18 protein-coding genes are annotated in these 15760 nt (G+C 63.2%); 13 read left to right on the top strand and 5 right to left on the bottom strand.

Annotation, left to right across the window (positions count from 1 at the left end; all coding sequences use genetic code 11):
* Positions 1-52 precede the first annotated feature (52 nt).
* On the bottom strand, positions 53-2602 hold the full coding sequence (locus NKJ13_RS22600) for an ABC transporter permease (RefSeq protein ID WP_352738356.1): 2550 nt from the start codon (positions 2600-2602) through the stop codon (positions 53-55).
* Positions 2602-3312 (bottom strand): ABC transporter ATP-binding protein, encoded by a 711-nt coding sequence (locus tag NKJ13_RS22595; RefSeq protein WP_352479681.1) that lies wholly within the window; start codon positions 3310-3312, stop codon positions 2602-2604. Before NKJ13_RS22595 ends, NKJ13_RS22600 begins: the two co-directional genes overlap by 1 nt.
* A gap of 109 nt (positions 3313-3421) precedes the next feature.
* Between NKJ13_RS22595 and NKJ13_RS22590 the strand changes: the two genes are divergently transcribed.
* The 4 genes from NKJ13_RS22590 to NKJ13_RS22575 all read left to right on the top strand — a co-directional run bounded on the left by NKJ13_RS22590 (position 3422) and on the right by NKJ13_RS22575 (position 5558).
* Complete coding sequence (locus NKJ13_RS22590; RefSeq protein ID WP_352650229.1) at positions 3422-4066, top strand: arylesterase; 645 nt, start codon at positions 3422-3424, stop codon at positions 4064-4066.
* Positions 4067-4203: 137 nt separating this feature from the next.
* Entirely contained in the window at positions 4204-4800 is a 597-nt protein-coding gene (gene thpR / locus NKJ13_RS22585; RefSeq protein ID WP_352738358.1) for an RNA 2',3'-cyclic phosphodiesterase, read from the top strand.
* A gap of 6 nt (positions 4801-4806) precedes the next feature.
* Positions 4807-5103 (top strand): 4a-hydroxytetrahydrobiopterin dehydratase, encoded by a 297-nt coding sequence (locus NKJ13_RS22580; RefSeq protein WP_254817876.1) that lies wholly within the window; start codon positions 4807-4809, stop codon positions 5101-5103.
* A gap of 92 nt (positions 5104-5195) precedes the next feature.
* Positions 5196-5558, top strand: a complete 363-nt coding sequence (locus NKJ13_RS22575) for a YkvA family protein (protein ID WP_352701228.1) — start codon at positions 5196-5198, stop codon at positions 5556-5558.
* Between the two features lie 40 nt (positions 5559-5598).
* On the opposite strand, the gene NKJ13_RS22570 is transcribed toward NKJ13_RS22575, so the two are convergent.
* Complete coding sequence (locus NKJ13_RS22570; protein ID WP_352738361.1) at positions 5599-6207, bottom strand: methyltransferase family protein; 609 nt, start codon at positions 6205-6207, stop codon at positions 5599-5601.
* A gap of 361 nt (positions 6208-6568) precedes the next feature.
* On the opposite strand from NKJ13_RS22570, the gene NKJ13_RS22565 reads away from it, so the two are divergent.
* The 3 genes from NKJ13_RS22565 to NKJ13_RS22555 all read left to right on the top strand — a co-directional run bounded on the left by NKJ13_RS22565 (position 6569) and on the right by NKJ13_RS22555 (position 9018).
* On the top strand, positions 6569-7075 hold the full coding sequence (locus tag NKJ13_RS22565) for an invasion associated locus B family protein (protein WP_023721899.1): 507 nt from the start codon (positions 6569-6571) through the stop codon (positions 7073-7075).
* A 261-nt stretch (positions 7076-7336) separates the two neighbouring features.
* Complete coding sequence (gene rlmN, locus NKJ13_RS22560; RefSeq protein ID WP_352738363.1) at positions 7337-8569, top strand: dual-specificity RNA methyltransferase RlmN; 1233 nt, start codon at positions 7337-7339, stop codon at positions 8567-8569.
* Positions 8566-9018, top strand: a complete 453-nt coding sequence (locus tag NKJ13_RS22555; protein WP_352738365.1) for a hypothetical protein — start codon at positions 8566-8568, stop codon at positions 9016-9018. Before rlmN ends, NKJ13_RS22555 begins: the two co-directional genes overlap by 4 nt.
* Before the next feature lie 46 nt (positions 9019-9064).
* Here NKJ13_RS22555 and NKJ13_RS22550 read toward each other — a convergent pair whose 3' ends face one another.
* On the bottom strand, positions 9065-9706 hold the full coding sequence (locus NKJ13_RS22550) for a LysE family translocator (RefSeq protein ID WP_254817881.1): 642 nt from the start codon (positions 9704-9706) through the stop codon (positions 9065-9067).
* Positions 9707-9874: 168 nt separating this feature from the next.
* Here NKJ13_RS22550 and NKJ13_RS22545 point away from each other — a divergent pair, with 168 nt between their 5' ends.
* Positions 9875-11098 carry an argininosuccinate synthase gene (locus NKJ13_RS22545; protein WP_352738366.1) on the top strand — a complete coding sequence of 408 codons (1224 nt, stop codon included), beginning with the start codon at positions 9875-9877 and terminating at the stop codon, positions 11096-11098.
* A 149-nt stretch (positions 11099-11247) separates the two neighbouring features.
* Entirely contained in the window at positions 11248-11835 is a 588-nt protein-coding gene (locus NKJ13_RS22540; protein ID WP_352738369.1) for a hypothetical protein, read from the top strand.
* Between the two features lie 91 nt (positions 11836-11926).
* Here NKJ13_RS22540 and NKJ13_RS22535 read toward each other — a convergent pair whose 3' ends face one another.
* Positions 11927-12721, bottom strand: coding sequence for a lytic murein transglycosylase (locus NKJ13_RS22535; protein WP_352479692.1), 795 nt, complete (start codon positions 12719-12721; stop codon positions 11927-11929).
* 185 nt (positions 12722-12906) lie between these two features.
* On the opposite strand from NKJ13_RS22535, the gene NKJ13_RS22530 reads away from it, so the two are divergent.
* The 4 genes from NKJ13_RS22530 (at position 12907) to NKJ13_RS22515 (ending at position 15713) form a co-directional block, all read left to right on the top strand.
* On the top strand, positions 12907-13644 hold the full coding sequence (locus NKJ13_RS22530) for a flavin monoamine oxidase family protein (protein ID WP_352738371.1): 738 nt from the start codon (positions 12907-12909) through the stop codon (positions 13642-13644).
* Complete coding sequence (locus NKJ13_RS22525) at positions 13641-13862, top strand: FAD-dependent oxidoreductase (protein WP_352778362.1); 222 nt, start codon at positions 13641-13643, stop codon at positions 13860-13862. The genes NKJ13_RS22530 and NKJ13_RS22525 overlap by 4 nt, the downstream gene beginning before the upstream one ends.
* Positions 13863-13952: 90 nt before the next feature.
* Complete coding sequence (locus NKJ13_RS22520; RefSeq protein ID WP_352701222.1) at positions 13953-15047, top strand: zinc-binding metallopeptidase family protein; 1095 nt, start codon at positions 13953-13955, stop codon at positions 15045-15047.
* A gap of 63 nt (positions 15048-15110) precedes the next feature.
* Positions 15111-15713, top strand: coding sequence for a DUF1236 domain-containing protein (locus tag NKJ13_RS22515; RefSeq protein WP_352479695.1), 603 nt, complete (start codon positions 15111-15113; stop codon positions 15711-15713).
* The last annotated feature ends 47 nt before the right edge of the window (positions 15714-15760 follow it).

Raw genomic sequence — 15760 nt, 5'->3', positions numbered from 1 at the left:
TTGGCCTTCCCGCCCGAAACATTAACGAGATTTAATCAAAACCGGCTCTGGCTCAAAGATTCCGCAGCACCGGCGCCGCCTTGTGGCCCAGCACCCGCCACGTGCCGGCAAGGCCGATGCCGACGGTGACCACCAGTGAAAAGCCGATGGTCGCCACCGCCACCTCGGGCATGAAGTGCGATGGCAGCGTCATGATGCGCGCGACGACGAACCATGCCGCTACACCGCCCGCCGCCAGTGCGAAGATCGCGGTGGCAAGGCCGATCAGCATGTATTCCAGCGAAAAAGCGGCGATCAGCGTTTTCCTGGTCGCACCCAGGGTCTTCAGCACCACCGCGTCGTGGATGCGAGCCCGGTTGCCGGCGGCGAGCGCGCCGGCCAGCACCAGCACCGAGGCGATCAACGCCACGCCCGCTGCCGCCCTGATTGCTGTGCCGAGCTGCGCCACCAGCCGGTTGACGATTTCGAGCGCGTCCTTGACCCTGACCGTCGTGACCGCGGGAAAGGCACGCGTGACGGCGTTGAGAAGGTGCGCGTCGTCGGCTGCCGACGCATTCGTCTCGGTCAGCGTAGCCAACCAGCCGTGCGGCGCCCCGGCGAATGTGTTGGGCGAGAACACCATGACGAAATTGATGCCCATGGTTTCCCATTCGACCTGGCGGAAATTGGCGATCTTGGCCGTGATGTTGCGGCCGAGCACGTTGACGGTGATGGTGTCGCCGAGCTTCAGCCCAATCTCGTTGCCTTCCTCGGCGGAAAACGAGACCAGCGGCTCGCCGGCATAGTTCTCCGGCCACCAGCTGCCCTCGGTCAGCGTCGCATTCTCCGGCAGCTTTGCGTCATAGGTCAGGCCGCGATCGCCGCGCAGCACCCAGGCGCCCTCGGCCGGAACCTTGACCTTGTCGACAGCGACGCCGTTGAGCGCCATCACCCGGCCGCGCAGCATCGGCACCTTGATCAGCCTGCCCTGCGGCGCCTCTTTGCCGACCAGCGCAGAGAAAGCATCGACGTCGCCGCTCTGGATATCGACGAAGAAGAAGTTCGGCGCCCGTTCCGGCAGGCTGCCCGAGATCTGCCGCCTGAGATTGCCGTCGATCAGCGCCAGCGTCACCAGCAGCGTCAGCCCGAGGCCAAGCGACAGAACCACCGATGGCGTCAAGGCGCCTGGCCGATGGATGTTGCCGATGGCGAGCCTGAGCGCGGTCGAACGCACGCGCGGGCTTTTCTTTGCCGCCCACTGCACCAGCGAGCCGACGACACGCAGGACCAGGAACGACACCACCGTGGCCCCAATGAAGATCGAGGCAATACGGCGGTCGTCGGAAAACAGGATCACCAGTACCGCCAAGAGCAGGGCGATGCCCAATGCCGCGGCGATGTAGAGCGGGTGGGGAAAACCGCGGCCCTCGAAACCCATTTCGCGAAACAGCGCCGTTGCCGGCACGTCGCGGGCGCGGCCGAGCGGAAGCAAGGCGAAAGCCAGCGTCACCAGCAGCCCGAACAGCGCTGCCATGCCGAGGGCGCCGGGATAGAACCCACCTTCCGCCGGCACAGGAATAACCGATTGGAGTGCGGCGCTGGCCGCGAACGGCATCAATGCGCCGAGCACCAGGCCCAGCGTGATGCCGAGGGCGGCGATCATCAGGATCTGCACCAGATAGACGGCAAAGACGAACCCGCCCGAAGCCCCTAGGCTCTTGAAGGTGGCGATGACGCCGCGCTTGCCGTCGAGATAGGCACGCACGGCATTGGCCACGCCGACGCCGCCGACCACCAGCGCCGTCAGCCCAACCAGCGTCAGGAATTGCGAGAACCGCTCGATGTTCGAGGACAACGCCGGCGCCGCGTTGCTGCGCGTGCGGATCGACCAGCCGGCCTGCGGGAACTCTTTTGCCACCTGCTCCTGGATCGCCTTGATCTGTGCGTCGCCGGTGCCGCCGGGCAGCCGGACCTTATAGGCGTTCTCGACCAGGCTGCCCGGCTGGATCAGGCCGGAAGCGGCAAGCCCGTCGGTCGACACCATCAGCCGCGGCGCAAAGCCGAAGCCATCCGACACCGCATCCGGCTCGTTGACCAGCCTTGCACGCAGCTCGAATGTCGCGCTGCCGAGCTTCAGCCGGTCGCCGATGCCAAGATGTAGCCGCTCGAACAAGAGAGCCGGGGCGGCGGCGCCGAAGACGCCGGATTTTTCGCCGAACAGATCCTCTCGCGACAGCACCGGCTCGGTCTCAAGCGCGCCATAGAGCGGATAGGCGCCGTCGACCGCCTTGGCCTCGACCAGCGCCTGGTCGGAGCCGTCCTCGAGCCTGGCCATCGAGCGCATGTTGGCACTGTGCGAAACCGCGCCAAGCCGGTCGACGAAGCTGCGTTCGGCTCTGGTAAGATCGCGCTGGTTGAGCTGGAAGCGGAGATCGCCGCCGAGCAGCGTCTGGCCCTGGTCGGCAACACCGGCGGAAATCGCTTGCGCCACCGAATTGACGCCGCCGATTGCCGCGACGCCGAGCGCGATGCAGGCAAGGAAGATCAGGAAGCCGGACAGCCCGCCACGCATTTCGCGCAGCGAAAACCGAAAGGCGAGCCTCAGTGTTTGCGACAGCGGCATCAGGCGGTCACCTTGCCGGCCCTGGTGGCCGGCTCAGGCGCGTCCTCGATCAGCCCCGACCGCATCGACACCTGGCGCGAGCAGCGCGCCGCGAGTACCGGGTCATGTGTGACCAGCACCAGCGTCATGCCGCGTTCCGCGGCCTTGGCAAACAGCAGGTCGGCGACGTGCCGCCCCGTCGCCTGGTCGAGATTGCCGGTCGGCTCGTCGGCGATCAGGATGCGCGGCGACGGCGCCAGCGCCCGGGCGATCGCCACGCGCTGTTGCTCGCCGCCAGACAATTCGCCGGGGTAATGGGTGACGCGATCGCTGAGGCCGACCGCCGCCAGCTCGCGCGCCGCCACGCCGAACGGATCGGCATGGCCGGCAAGCTCCAGCGGGACGGCAACGTTTTCCAGCGCCGTCATGTTGGGGATGAGATGGAAAGACTGGAATACGATGCCGATGTTTCGCCCCCGAAACGATGCGATCTGGTCTTCGCTTTTGCCGTTGAGCAGCTCGCCGGCAATTCGAACCGTGCCCGAATCGACCCTTTCAAGCCCAGCCAAAACCATCAGCAATGTCGACTTTCCCGAACCTGAGGGTCCAACGATGCCTGTCGCTTCGCCGCCCGCCACATTGAGGCTGACGCCCTTCAGCACATGGACCGAGGAGCCACCTTCACCGAGCGTCAGCGATACGTCTTTCAGCGAAATGACGGCTTCTTCCAAAATCAAATCGTCCTATATGGAGGATGAAGGCTAGAGCATCCGATGCTCGACAAAAGATGAAAACCTGCCTTCGCCAACAGATGTTCCTGGTTCATATGGGGCCTGCCGCATGGCTTTCAAACACACCTTTGCCGCAGCCTTCGCCGTTTTCCTCGCCGTTTGCGGCGCCATTTCGTCGGCGCGCGCCGAACCCTTCACCATTGTCGGTTTAGGCGACAGCTTGATGGCGGGTTATGGGCTCGGGCCAGGTCAGGGCTTCACCGAAAAGCTGCAGGCGGCGCTTCGCGCCAAGGGCTACGATGTCACGGTCGCCAATGCTGGCGTCTCCGGCGATACGACGAGCGGCGGCCTGTCACGGCTCGACTGGTCGGTGCCGGACGGAACGCAACTCGTCATCCTGGAGCTCGGCGCCAACGACATGCTGCGCGGCGTTTCGCCCGCCATAGCGGAAAAAAACCTGGACGCCATGCTGGCAAAACTGAAGCAGCGCAAGATCGCCGTTTTGCTTGCCGGAATGCGCGCGGCGCCCAATCTCGGCGCCGACTACCAGAAGGCGTTCGACGCAATCTTTCCGCGACTGGCTGAAAAATACGGCGTGCCGCTCTATCCTTTCTTTCTCGAGGGCATCGCTGGTCAATCCGTCCTGCAGCTCGAGGACGGCCTTCATCCGAACGCCGGAGGCGTCGACCGCATCGTCGAGGGTATCCTGCCCGGTGTGGAGAAGGCCATTGCAACGGTGCGGGGTAATTCCTGAAGGCGAGGGTTCGCCGCCGCACCACATTCCGTAGGGGAAGATTTTAGGCAGCCCTGCGACCAACAAACCGCTTGCCCCGTTCGAATATCGATGATTCGCTAGGGGCAAGAGTTCGATTCGAGGACAGGAGGCTTCCCATGCCGCGTCTTTTTACCGCCCTCGAAATACCGCGTGATGCCGCTCTTTCGCTGTCCCTGCTCAGGGGCGGCCTGCCCGGAGCCCGCTGGATCGACGTCGAGAACTATCATCTGACGCTGCGCTTCATCGGCGATGTCGAGGGCCATGTCGCCGACGAAATCGCCAACGCGCTCGACCGTGTTCACCGCGCCTCCTTCCCGCTGACGCTGTCCGGCGTCGGCGCCTTCGGCCAGAAGAAGCCGCATGCGGTGTGGGCCGGGGTCGCCGCTTCGCCCGATCTTTCCGCATTGCAGGCCGAGATCGAGCGCATCTGCCAGCGGCTCGGCATCCCGGCCGACCCGCGCAAGTTCATGCCGCATGTGACGCTGGCCCGCCTGCGCAATTCGAGCCCGCTCGATGTCGCCCAGTACCTGTCGGCACGCGGCAATTTTTCGACGCTGCCGTTCCGGGTCGGCCGCTTCGTGCTGATGTCGTCGCGCGATTCGGTCGGCGGCGGGCCTTACGTCGTCGAGGAGGCCTGGCCGCTTTCAGGTGCCGACAACCGCATCGCCAGCCGTTTGGTCGGCGTCGCCGACGCTTCGCGGATCATGCGGTAGGCGGATATGGCCAGGGAGAAACTAGCAAAAGAGGCGATCCGCGCCGAACTTGCCGGCCTCGAAGGCTGGTCGCTGGCCAAGGATGGCGGCTCGATCACCCGCACCTTCACCTTCAAGAATTTCTCCGAAGCCTTTGCCTTCATGACCCGCGTCGCCCTGGCGGCGGAGAAGATGGACCACCATCCCGACTGGTCGAACGTCTACAAGACGGTGAACGTGACCCTCAACACGCACGACGCCGGCGGCCTGACGGCGCTGGATTTCGATCTGGCCAGGAAGATGAACCGCTATTTCGGCGGCTGAGCCTAGCTGCACCTTGCAGCGAGGTTCGGCTTTCACCACATTTTGCCTCGTGGTCATGCGTGAAGTCACGCGACGGCCGCACGGAGAGATTGATGGCGCAAAAATCCGGTTTTGATTTCTTCGGCCTCGGCAGCAAGCCGGGCAACGAGAGTGAGGTGCGCGACAAGTTCTGGCGTACGGCGAAGAAAGCCGCCCGGCATATCCCGTTTATGGAAGAGGTGGTCGCCGCCTATTACTGCGCCATGGACAAGAAGACGCCGCTTCGCGCCAAGGGCACATTGCTGGCTGCGCTCGGCTATTTCGTGCTGCCGACGGACGTCATCCCCGATTTCATCGTTGGGCTTGGCTTCACCGACGACATCGCCGTACTGACCGCCGCGATCACAACCGTCAGCGCCCACATCACGCCCGCGCACCGGCTCGCCGCCAAACAGGCCATCGCCGACAAGAGCTGAGCCGGCACGGCGCAAAAAATCGCGCGAGACTTTCCGGCCATCAAACCCACCGCCGCACCCGCGCCTTGTAGGCGCGATAGGCATCTCCGAACTTGCGCTCGAGATAGCGCTCTTCCGGCGCGATGACGCCGGTATTGATCACCCACAGCAGGGGGATGACGAGCGCGATAGCCCAAAGACTTCCGGCGGCGACGCCGAAGCCCAGATAAATGAGGGTCGCTCCCAGATACAACGGGTTTCTGGTCCGCCGATAGATACCGTCGACGACCAGCGCCGTCGTTGGCAAGGTCGGTGGTATGTTGGTTCCAGCGGCCTGAAAGCGGCCCGCCGCCATAAAGAGGAACACGAAGCCGCACACCGCGAGCACGGCGCCGGCCAGATAGCGGGCGAGCGCCTGCCCGGCCATGACCGGGAGCGGCGCGAGCACCTCGAGCACGGTTGCCGCCGCCAGGAAGCCGAGGAAAATCAAAGGCGGTAGCGCAATGACCCCGGGCACGTCGGACGCGCCCGATCCGCCCGCCGCCTCTCCGCCATCCGACCGGGGCACCGCGCCGCTAGCCGCCGCGCGGACGCCGACACGAATGCCAAACACGATCGCCAGGACGACTGTGCCGCCCGCGAGGATCAGGACTGTCTCGGAAATGGCCATGGCCAAATCTCCCGTAAGCCGCCAAGGAGGGCACCCTGGCCGAGTGCCGTGGCGACGAACGCAGACATGGTACCGCCTGCAGGGAAATTCGTCACGTACCTCAAGAAAAGCGGGAATCGCCCCGAAACCTAGCTGCTTGAAAAGTCAAACTCTTGCCGTTTTCGTGGCCTCCAAGTCGCGGCAGGGACAGTGCGCCAGCCGCTTTTTCGAGCGGCAGTGCGAAGACGGCGGCGGTTTCCTGGCGTGAACATCCTTTTCTTAGGGAAATTCACCGTTTGGTAACCCAGATTAAATCAAAATGAAGCGACGGGCAGGACGCCGAGCCGGCCTGCCGCCGCACCAGTGGAATACGGGAAAAGCGATGCGCGGATTGATTGCTATAGTTTCCAGCCTGGCCCTGGTGGCCCTGACGGCGCCCGCGCTGGCGCAGTCGGCCACCAAGATCGGCCAGCATAATGCCTGGGGCACCTACAGCTATCAGGCGTCGGGCGGCGGCAAGGTCTGCTATGTCCTGACCGTGCCAACCGACAAGCAGCCGCCGACGCTCGATCACGGCGACATGTTCTTCTTCGTCAGCCAGCGGCCGGGGCAGCAAGTGTCCTACGAGCCGCAATTCATTGCCGGCTATACCTTCCAGGAGGGTTCCAAGGCCACCGTCACCATCGACAAGAAGTCTTTCTCGATGTTCACGCGCGGCAAGTCGGCCTGGGTCGAGAACGCCGCCGAGGAGCCGGTGCTGATCGCCGCGATGAAGACCGGCACCGACATGAAGGTGTCGGCCAAGTCCGGCCGCGGCAACACCACCACTTACGTCTTCTCGCTGAAGGGCATCTCGGCGGCGCTGGCCTCGATCGCCAAGTGCAAGTAGGCGGTTAGGCGCGGTCTTCCCTTCCCTCCTTGTGGGAGAAGGTGGATCGGCGCGCAGCGCCGAGACGGAAGAGGGGTGTTGGACGGAACGCGGTCGGCGCCAAGCTGGAACACCCCCGACCGAGCTACGCTCGGGCCACCTTCTCGCAGGGGAGAAGGAAAGACCACCTGCATGACTCCGCCGCTAACCTGTGCTATGCGCCGCGCTTCATTTCGGGCCCGATGCTGTATTCGGCCGCAAATCGCTTATATTGGCGCAACAATGACCCTTTCATTCGATCTTACCACTGAGGGCGCGCGTGACGCGTTGCGTACCCGCACGACGCCTGAAAAGCCGTCGCTGATCGGCCTGACGCGCGCCGAACTCGGGGCCGCCCTCGTCGCCGCCGGCATCGTGCCGGAGCGCCAGGCGAAAATGCGCGCCCAACAGCTCTGGCATTGGATCTATGTGCGCGGCGTTTCCGACTTTGCCGGCATGTTCAACATCTCCAAGGATCTGCGCGCCGCGCTCGACAGGCATTTCACCGTTGCCAGGCCCGAGATCGTCGAGGAGCAGATTTCCTCCGACGGCACGCGCAAATGGCTGTTCCGCTTTCCGCCGCGCGGCGCCGGCCGGCCGGTCGAGATCGAGACCGTCTACATTCCCGAAGAAGGCCGCGGCACGCTCTGCATCTCTTCGCAGGTCGGCTGCACCCTGACCTGCTCCTTCTGCCACACCGGCACGCAGAAGCTGGTGCGCAACCTGACCGCCGAGGAAATCCTCGCCCAGCTTTTGACCGCCCGCGACCGGCTCGGCGATTTCCCCGACCGCGACACACCCGACGGCGCCATCGTGCCGGCCGAGGGCCGGAAAGTGTCCAACGTCGTCATGATGGGCATGGGCGAGCCGCTCTATAATTTCGAGGCGGTGAAGAAGGCGCTGCTGATCGCATCCGACGGCGACGGGCTTTCCCTCTCGAAGAGGCGCATCACGCTCTCGACATCGGGCGTCGTGCCCGAGATCTTCCGCACCGGCGAGGAGATCGGTGTGATGCTGGCGATCTCGCTGCACGCCACCAATGACGATCTGCGCGACCTTTTGGTGCCGATCAACAAGAAGTATCCGCTGAACGAGCTGATCGCTGCCTGCCGGGCCTATCCCGGTCTGTCCAACGCCAAGCGGATCACCTTCGAATATGTGATGCTGAAGGACGTCAACGATTCGATCGAGGACGCCAAGGCGCTGGTCAAGTTGCTCAAGGGCATCCCCGCCAAGATCAATCTGATTCCGTTCAATCCGTGGCCGGGCACCAACTATCAGTGCTCGGACTGGGAAACGATCGAGAAGTTCGCCGACTACATCAACAATGCCGGCTATGCTTCGCCGATCCGCACGCCGCGCGGCCGCGACATCCTCGCCGCCTGCGGCCAGCTCAAGTCGGACTCCGAGCGTATGCGCAAGGTCGACCGGCTGGCGCTGGAAGCGATGATGATCGCGGGGCATGGCGAGGTGTGAATCGCGTCGTCGCCTATCTGATCCGCTTCGCCGTCATCCTGGTCGGCTATGGCGTTGCTTCGCTGGCGGCAAGCGCCTTCCTTAACATCATGGTCCTGGCGTCTCTTGGGCTGATGACGGACGAGACGCAACCGGCGGCGCAGGCTTCGCTGTGGTTTTCAATCCCCTTCGTCGGGCTGTTCGTCGCTTATTTCGCTTTCATGCCGGCGGCGATCGCCATCCTGGTTTCCGAGATCCTTGGCCGGCGGGACTGGCTGTTCTATGCACTGGCGGGCGCGGCGGTAGCGGCGGTCTTCCTCGGCTTCGTCCACCAGACGGCCGATGCCAATTTCGAGGTTACCAACACAAGCGTCATGCTGGCGGTGATCGGCTGCGGTATGGTCGGCGGTATTTTCTACTGGCTGAGCGCCGGGCGCTCGGCCGGAAGCTGGCGCCAGATCAGCGCATGACCCCGAACCAAAGGCTCGGAAAGGATCATGCGCAAAATGAAAGTACCTATTTCGCCTGGGCCGTCAGGATCTTGAGCGCGAAGGCCGAAAAAACTCCGGCAAACAGATAGTCGACGACGCGGGTCACACGCGGGCTGGATTTCATCGCGGCCGAGAATTTTTCCGCCGCCAGCACCATCGGCGCCGTCACCGGGATCGCCAGCACGACGAACATCACGCCGAGGAAGAACAGCTTTCCCGGCGCGTTGGGATCATGCGCGGAGACGAATTGCGGCAGGAAGGTCATGAAGAACAGGATGATCTTCGGGTTGAGCAGATTGACCCCGAGCCCCGCGGCCCAGCTGCGGAACAGCGAGATCTGCGGCCCGCTCTTCTTCTCCGGTGAAAACGCCGACCCTTTTGTGATCGCCTGCCATGCCAGGAAGACCAGATAGCCGGCGCCGAAAATCTTCAGCACGAAGAACGCCATCGGCGAGGCGACGATCAGCGCCGAGACGCCGACCACCACCAGCGTGGTGTGAATCAGTGTGCCGCACAAGGCGCCGGCCATCGAGGCAAAGCCGGTGGCACGGCCCTGGCTCAGCGTGCGCGAGACGAACAGCGTCATGTCAGGCCCGGGCGTGATCGCCAGGATGAAGGTGGCGATGGCGAACTGGATAAGCGTCGTACTGTCGGGGATGAAGGACATGGCTCGTCTCCTAGCGGCAAAAGACGGCGCAGCCATAGCGCAGGACCCGTGTGCTCGCCAGCCTCTGAGCGATACAGCATCTGGTCCAAGCATCGTTCGTCCCTTGCGCTGGCCTAAAACGCCGTGATACCTCGCCCGCGAAGAACCCCTGTCGCGGAACTGCCCACCATGTCGAAAGCAAAAGCCGTCAAGAAAGTCGTGCTCGCCTATTCCGGCGGCCTCGATACCTCGATCATCCTGAAATGGCTGCAGACCGAGCTCGGCGCCGAGGTCGTCACCTTCACCGCCGATCTCGGCCAGGGTGGCGAACTGGAGCCGGCTAGGCGCAAGGCCGAGATGATGGGCATCAAGGACATCCGCATCGTAGATGTCCGCGAGGAGTTCGTATCCGATTTCGTCTTCCCGATGTTCCGCGCCAACGCCGTCTATGAAGGCAGCTATCTGCTCGGCACCTCGATCGCCCGGCCGCTGATCTCGAAACATCTTGTCGAGATCGCCAGGGAGACCGGCGCCGACGCGATCGCGCATGGGGCCACCGGCAAGGGTAACGATCAGGTGCGTTTCGAGCTTTCCGCTTATGCGCTGAACCCCGACATCAAGGTCATCGCACCCTGGCGCGACTGGTCGTTCAAGTCGCGCACCGACCTGATCAACTTCGCTGAGCAGCACCAGATCCCGGTGCCGAAGGACAAGAAAGGCGATGCGCCGTTCTCGGTCGACGCCAACCTTCTGCACTCCTCCTCCGAGGGCAAGGTGCTAGAGGACCCGTGGAGCGAGCCGCCGGAATTCGTCCACCAGCGCACCATCTCGCCGATGGATGCGCCCGATGAGGTCACCGAGATCGAGATCGAATTCCTCAAGGGCGATCCGGTTGCGCTCGACGGCAAGAAACTGTCGCCGGCGACGATGCTGGCGGCGCTCAATGATCTCGGCCGCGACAACGGCATTGGCCGGCTAGATCTGGTCGAGAACCGTTTCGTCGGCATGAAATCGCGCGGCGTCTACGAGACCCCCGGCGGCACCATCCTGATATCGGCCCACCGGGCGATCGAATCGATCACGCTCGACCGCGGAGCCGCCCATCTCAAGGACGAGTTCATGCCGCGCTACGCCGAGCTGATCTATAACGGCTTCTGGTTCGCGCCCGAGCGGCTGATGCTGCAGGCGATGATCGACAAGAGCCAGGAAGACGTTGAAGGCACCGTGCGGCTGAAGCTCTACAAGGGCAACGTGATTGTCACCGGCCGCAAGTCGAGGAATTCGCTCTATTCCGATGCGCTGGTCACCTTCGAGGACGACCGCGGCGCCTATGATCAGAAGGATGCCGAAGGCTTCATCCGCCTCAACGCGCTCAGGCTGAGGACACTAGCGGCGCGTAGCCGCAAGGGTTGAGCCAAATACTATTCCAGGAAAACCCGGCGGAGACGCCGGGTTTCTATTTGGTATCTCTAACATAAGAAAGTCAAACCAGCTAAATTGGCTCCTGTTGACCTTTTAAACGCCTCATCTAAATTCCCTCGCGCGACGGAGGGATTCTGATAATGAAAAACGCCATTTTTCTCCTGCTTGCGGCAGCCATCGTCTTTATTGGATGCCAGTCCTCGCAGGCGGCCTCGAAACGCGAGCAGAATCCAGACGGGTGCATCTCTGCTGTCCACCTGTGGAGCATCACGTTCAAGCACGAAATCGCCTCTTTCATGGGCGTCTCACAGGAGCGCATGCCGGCCTTGTTCTGCCAGCGCCTTGGCGAAGGAATACGCACCGGACGCATCAGCTACTCCGACATAAACGGCCTGCAGCTCGACCAATCGACCGAAATCTGGCTGGTCATCAAGGGCAAGTCAAAGGCGGCTGCTAGGGCCACCCCGGCGCCGCGGAACCCCAAATTCCGTACCTGCTCAAATGTTATCACCGGCTCCTTCGAGGTTGCCGCTTCCGAGAAATGCCCCTTGGGCGGCAGCTACTCGCAAGCTGCCGGAGTCCCGACGGTGATCGAGGGCAGGCCAAAGGCGGCTCCTTCAACGCCACCGAACTCCAAGTTCCGTACCTGCTCAAATGTTTACTCAGGCTCCTTCGAGGTTCCCGCTTCCAAGAAATGCCCATTGGGCGGCGGTTACGTGAACAATTGAGAGCCCAGGCGCTCGCCGCTCTTGGCATGCCACACGCACCGACAAAAAGCCCGGCACACGGCCGGGTTTTTTGTCGAACGGACATTTCTAGTCAGCCGCCGTCGATCGCGTCGGCGATATGGGCGATGGCCTGTTGGTAGACGCTCGCGGAATTCCAGCCGGCAATTGCACCGATATTCGCCTGCGCGCTGGCGCCCGGTCGCCAACCATGACTCTTGAGGAAGTTGGCGGTAGAAGCCAACGCAGTGGCCTTGTCGCGCAGGTTTTTGTTACCTACGCCATATGTCAAAACATTTCCGGGCAGGAACTGCGTGTGACCAATCTCGCCATGCGCGGCACCGACCGACGAGGCGCTCAACGCTCCGCGATCAACCAGCTTCAGGGCCGCAATGGCATGCGGGTAGAAGAACTCCGGACGGCGGCAGTCATAAGCAAGCGTTAAAATGGCGGAGACCGTATTCTGGTTGCCCATGGCGGAACCGAAGCCGGTCTCCATGCCCCAGATGGCGAGCAACACGCCCGGCGACACGCCGTAATTCTGTTCGATCTTGTCGAACAGCGCAGCATTGGCCTTCTTCAGCGCGCGGCCCCTGGCAATGATCGCGGACGCGCCACGGCGCTTCATGAAAGCTTCCACCGAGCCGCTGAAAGCCTTATGGATGGCGCGGTCGACGGAGATCGTCTTTGTCGCGTAGGTTGCGCGAGCCAGAGCGGCCAGACCCTTCGAGCCGACGCCGTCGGCCTTGGCCTCCGCGGCGAACTCCGGTTTCCACGCCTCGAAGCCGGCGCCGCTCTTGCCACAGCTGGCCGCCTGCGCGCCCGTCGCCAGCGCAAGCACCGCCACCACCGTGGCCACTACAAACATCTTCTTGGCAAGAAATGCCATGCTGCTCTCCTGGTTGCCGGAATCACGTTCCCAATTGCGAACTTGCCTGCGAAACACCTGCTTGTCACTGCCCCGGCGCCACGCCGATGCACTCAATACAGCAGGAACCTCAAATCCACCACACTGGCGGACGCCCGGGAATTTGCCTACGATCAAGTAATTATTGTGGCGGGGGCAGAATAAGCATGGAAGACGTTGACGTCGTGATCATCGGCGCCGGTTCAGCCGGGCTTTCGGCTGCCAAGACTCTGCGCGCTGCCGGTTTTTCCTTCAAATTGTTGGAAGCGATGAACCGCATTGGCGGCCGCGCCTGGACCAGCGATCAGCATTTCGGCGTGCCGTTCGACATCGGCTGCGCCTGGTTGCATGCCGCGGACCGCAATCCTTATTTTCCCGAGGCGAAAGCCGCCGCCTGGACGCTTCATCACCACGACATGAATGTCGATCATCTCTACTACCGCGAGCGAAAGGCAAGCGAAGCCGAAGAGGCGGCGATGAAGGTTGCCGACGCAAGGCTGTTCGAACTGGTGGCGGCACATCAGGTGAGGGAAGGCGACGACGACCGTCTTTCGGCATTGCTCGCCAAGGGACACGCGCCGCGCGCCGCCGCAACCTTCGCCGGGCCGATGGATTTCGGCGCCGACGAGGACGAGATATCGATCCGCGACTTTCAGGCGGCCGCCGATCTCGATCCGAACTATTTCACCAGGGAAGGCTTCGGTACGCTGGTTGCGCGCTTCGGCGCCGATGTGCCGGTGGCACTGTCGACGCCGGTGCGCAAGATCGTCTGGGATGGGCCGGGCGTAGCCTGCGTCACCGATCGCGGTACCATCTGCGCCAAGGCGGTTATCGTCACCGCCTCGTCGACCGGCTCTGCGGCATCTTTGGCGGCGACGTGCGAAAACATGTCGGACGCGCGATGATGACCAATTGGGGCGCTGAGCGGTTCGTGCGCGGCGCCTATGCGGCGGCGCGGCCAGGCCGCTCGCAAGCGCGCGCCACGCTGATGCAGCCGGTGGCGGAAAAGATCTTCTTCGCCGGCGAGCATTTGGCCGGTCCGCTGATGCAGACGTGCGGCGGCGCCAGGCTATCGGGCGCGGCAGTGGCCAAGGAGGTCGTCGCCCAGCTTGCGGCAAAATAGCGTCGGCCGGCAGGAACGTGGGCAGCTGACAGGCGTTTGGCGTTCTCCTGCTCGTATCGTCCTTCGCATTTCCAATGATTTGAGACGCCAATGAAGCTTTTCGACTGCCCGCATTGCGGCCATCGTCTCTATTTCGAGAACGCGCAATGCCTGAACTGCGCCAGCCTCGTGCTCTACGATCCCGAGCATGCGTGCTTCGCGCTGTCCGGCGGCGACGTCTTCCATTGCACCAATGCCGACGAATGCGCCTGCAACTGGATGGCGGAGCCCGGCCACGCCTTCTGCCGCGCCTGTGCGCTGAACCAGCTGATTCCGGATCTGTCGGTCGACGGCAACCGCCGCCGCTGGATCCGTGTCGAGGCGGCAAAGAAGCGTGCCGTGTATTCGCTGCTCGCCTTCGGCCTGCCGGTCGCACCCAAGCAGAATCCCGGCGACGAGATCGGCCTCGCTTTCGATTTTCTTGCCGATCCGATCGGCGGCGGTCCCGGTGGCGAGCGTATCTTGACCGGCCACGACAACGGCCGGATCACGCTCAACGTCGCCGAGGCGGATTCGGCAGAGCGCGAGCGACGGCGCGTCGAGATGGGCGAGAACTACCGCACGCTGCTCGGCCATTTCCGCCATGAACTCGGCCATTATTACTGGGACCGCCTGATCCGCGACGATCCGCAAAGGCTTGCCGGTTTTCGCGCTTTGTTCGGCGACGAGCGCGCCGATTACGAACAGGCGCTGAAGACCTATTATGCCGATGGCGCGCCGCCCGACTGGCAGCAGCGCCATATCTCGGCCTATGCGACGTCGCACCCATGGGAGGACTGGGCCGAGACATGGGCGCATCACATGCACATCACCGACACGCTGGAGATGGTGCATGCCCTGAATTTCCCGCTCGGCCGGTTGGAGACCGTTGAAGCCAACGAGCTGCCGCGCGCCGATACCGGCGGCAAGTTGCAGCCGGCACCATCGGAACCCGCCCCCAGGCCAGAGCCCTTCGAAAGGATTCTCGAGCGCTGGCTGGTGCTGTCGGAGGCGTCCAACTCGATCAACCGCTGTATGGGCCTGCCCGATCTCTATCCCTTCGTCATCTCGGACGTGGCGGCGCAAAAACTTGCTTTTGTTCACGAGCTTTTGACCGACCTGCCGAAAACGACTGGAACAAATCGTGAGCCGGCCGAAGCCTTTTAGCCGGAACGCATGCGGCTTTGCTTCGTTTTCGGTCCCGAGGGACTGTGAAACGGAGAGAAAACCATGAAACGCATATTGTTTCCGGCGGTGGCCGGAGCGCTCATAGCGATGTCGGGCTCTGCTTTGGCCGACACCGCCGTCTCGGCCATCACCGATCTCAATGTACGCGCCGGCCCCGGCCCGCAATATCCGGTCATCGGTGTGCTCGCGGCCGGCCAGTCGGCGACGCTCGACGGCTGCATCGCCAACAGCAAATGGTGTACCATCGCCGAGGCCAACGGCCAGGGCTGGGTCTATTCCGACTATGTGACGGCCGATTTCGGCGGCAGCCGTGTGGTCCTGACACAGCGTCCGGCCAGCGCCGACATTGCCGTCGTGACACCGCCTGCCGATAGCGCCGAATATTCCGACACCTATACCGGAGCGATCGTTGCCGGCGAGGCGATCGAGCCCATCCGCAGACCGCCGGCCGAGATCCGCACCTATGTCCGTACGCATCGGCTCGAACCGGTCTATCTCGAGGGCGAGGTGGTGACCGGCGCGACGTTGCCTGACACCGTCGAGCTGCGCGAGATTCCGGACTATGATTACCGCTATGTCTATGTGAACGGCCAGCCGGCACTGGTCGATCCAGGCACCAGGCGCATCATGTACGTCGAGCGCTGACAATACAAACAGGGCGGTCACCGTATAGCGGCGGCCGCTCGCACTGC

The organism is Mesorhizobium sp. M0174, from assembly GCF_040322275.1.
GTDB lineage: Bacteria > Pseudomonadota > Alphaproteobacteria > Rhizobiales > Rhizobiaceae > Mesorhizobium.
Note: the sequence above shows the minus strand (reverse complement) of the source record. Positions and strands in the feature narration are given on the sequence as shown.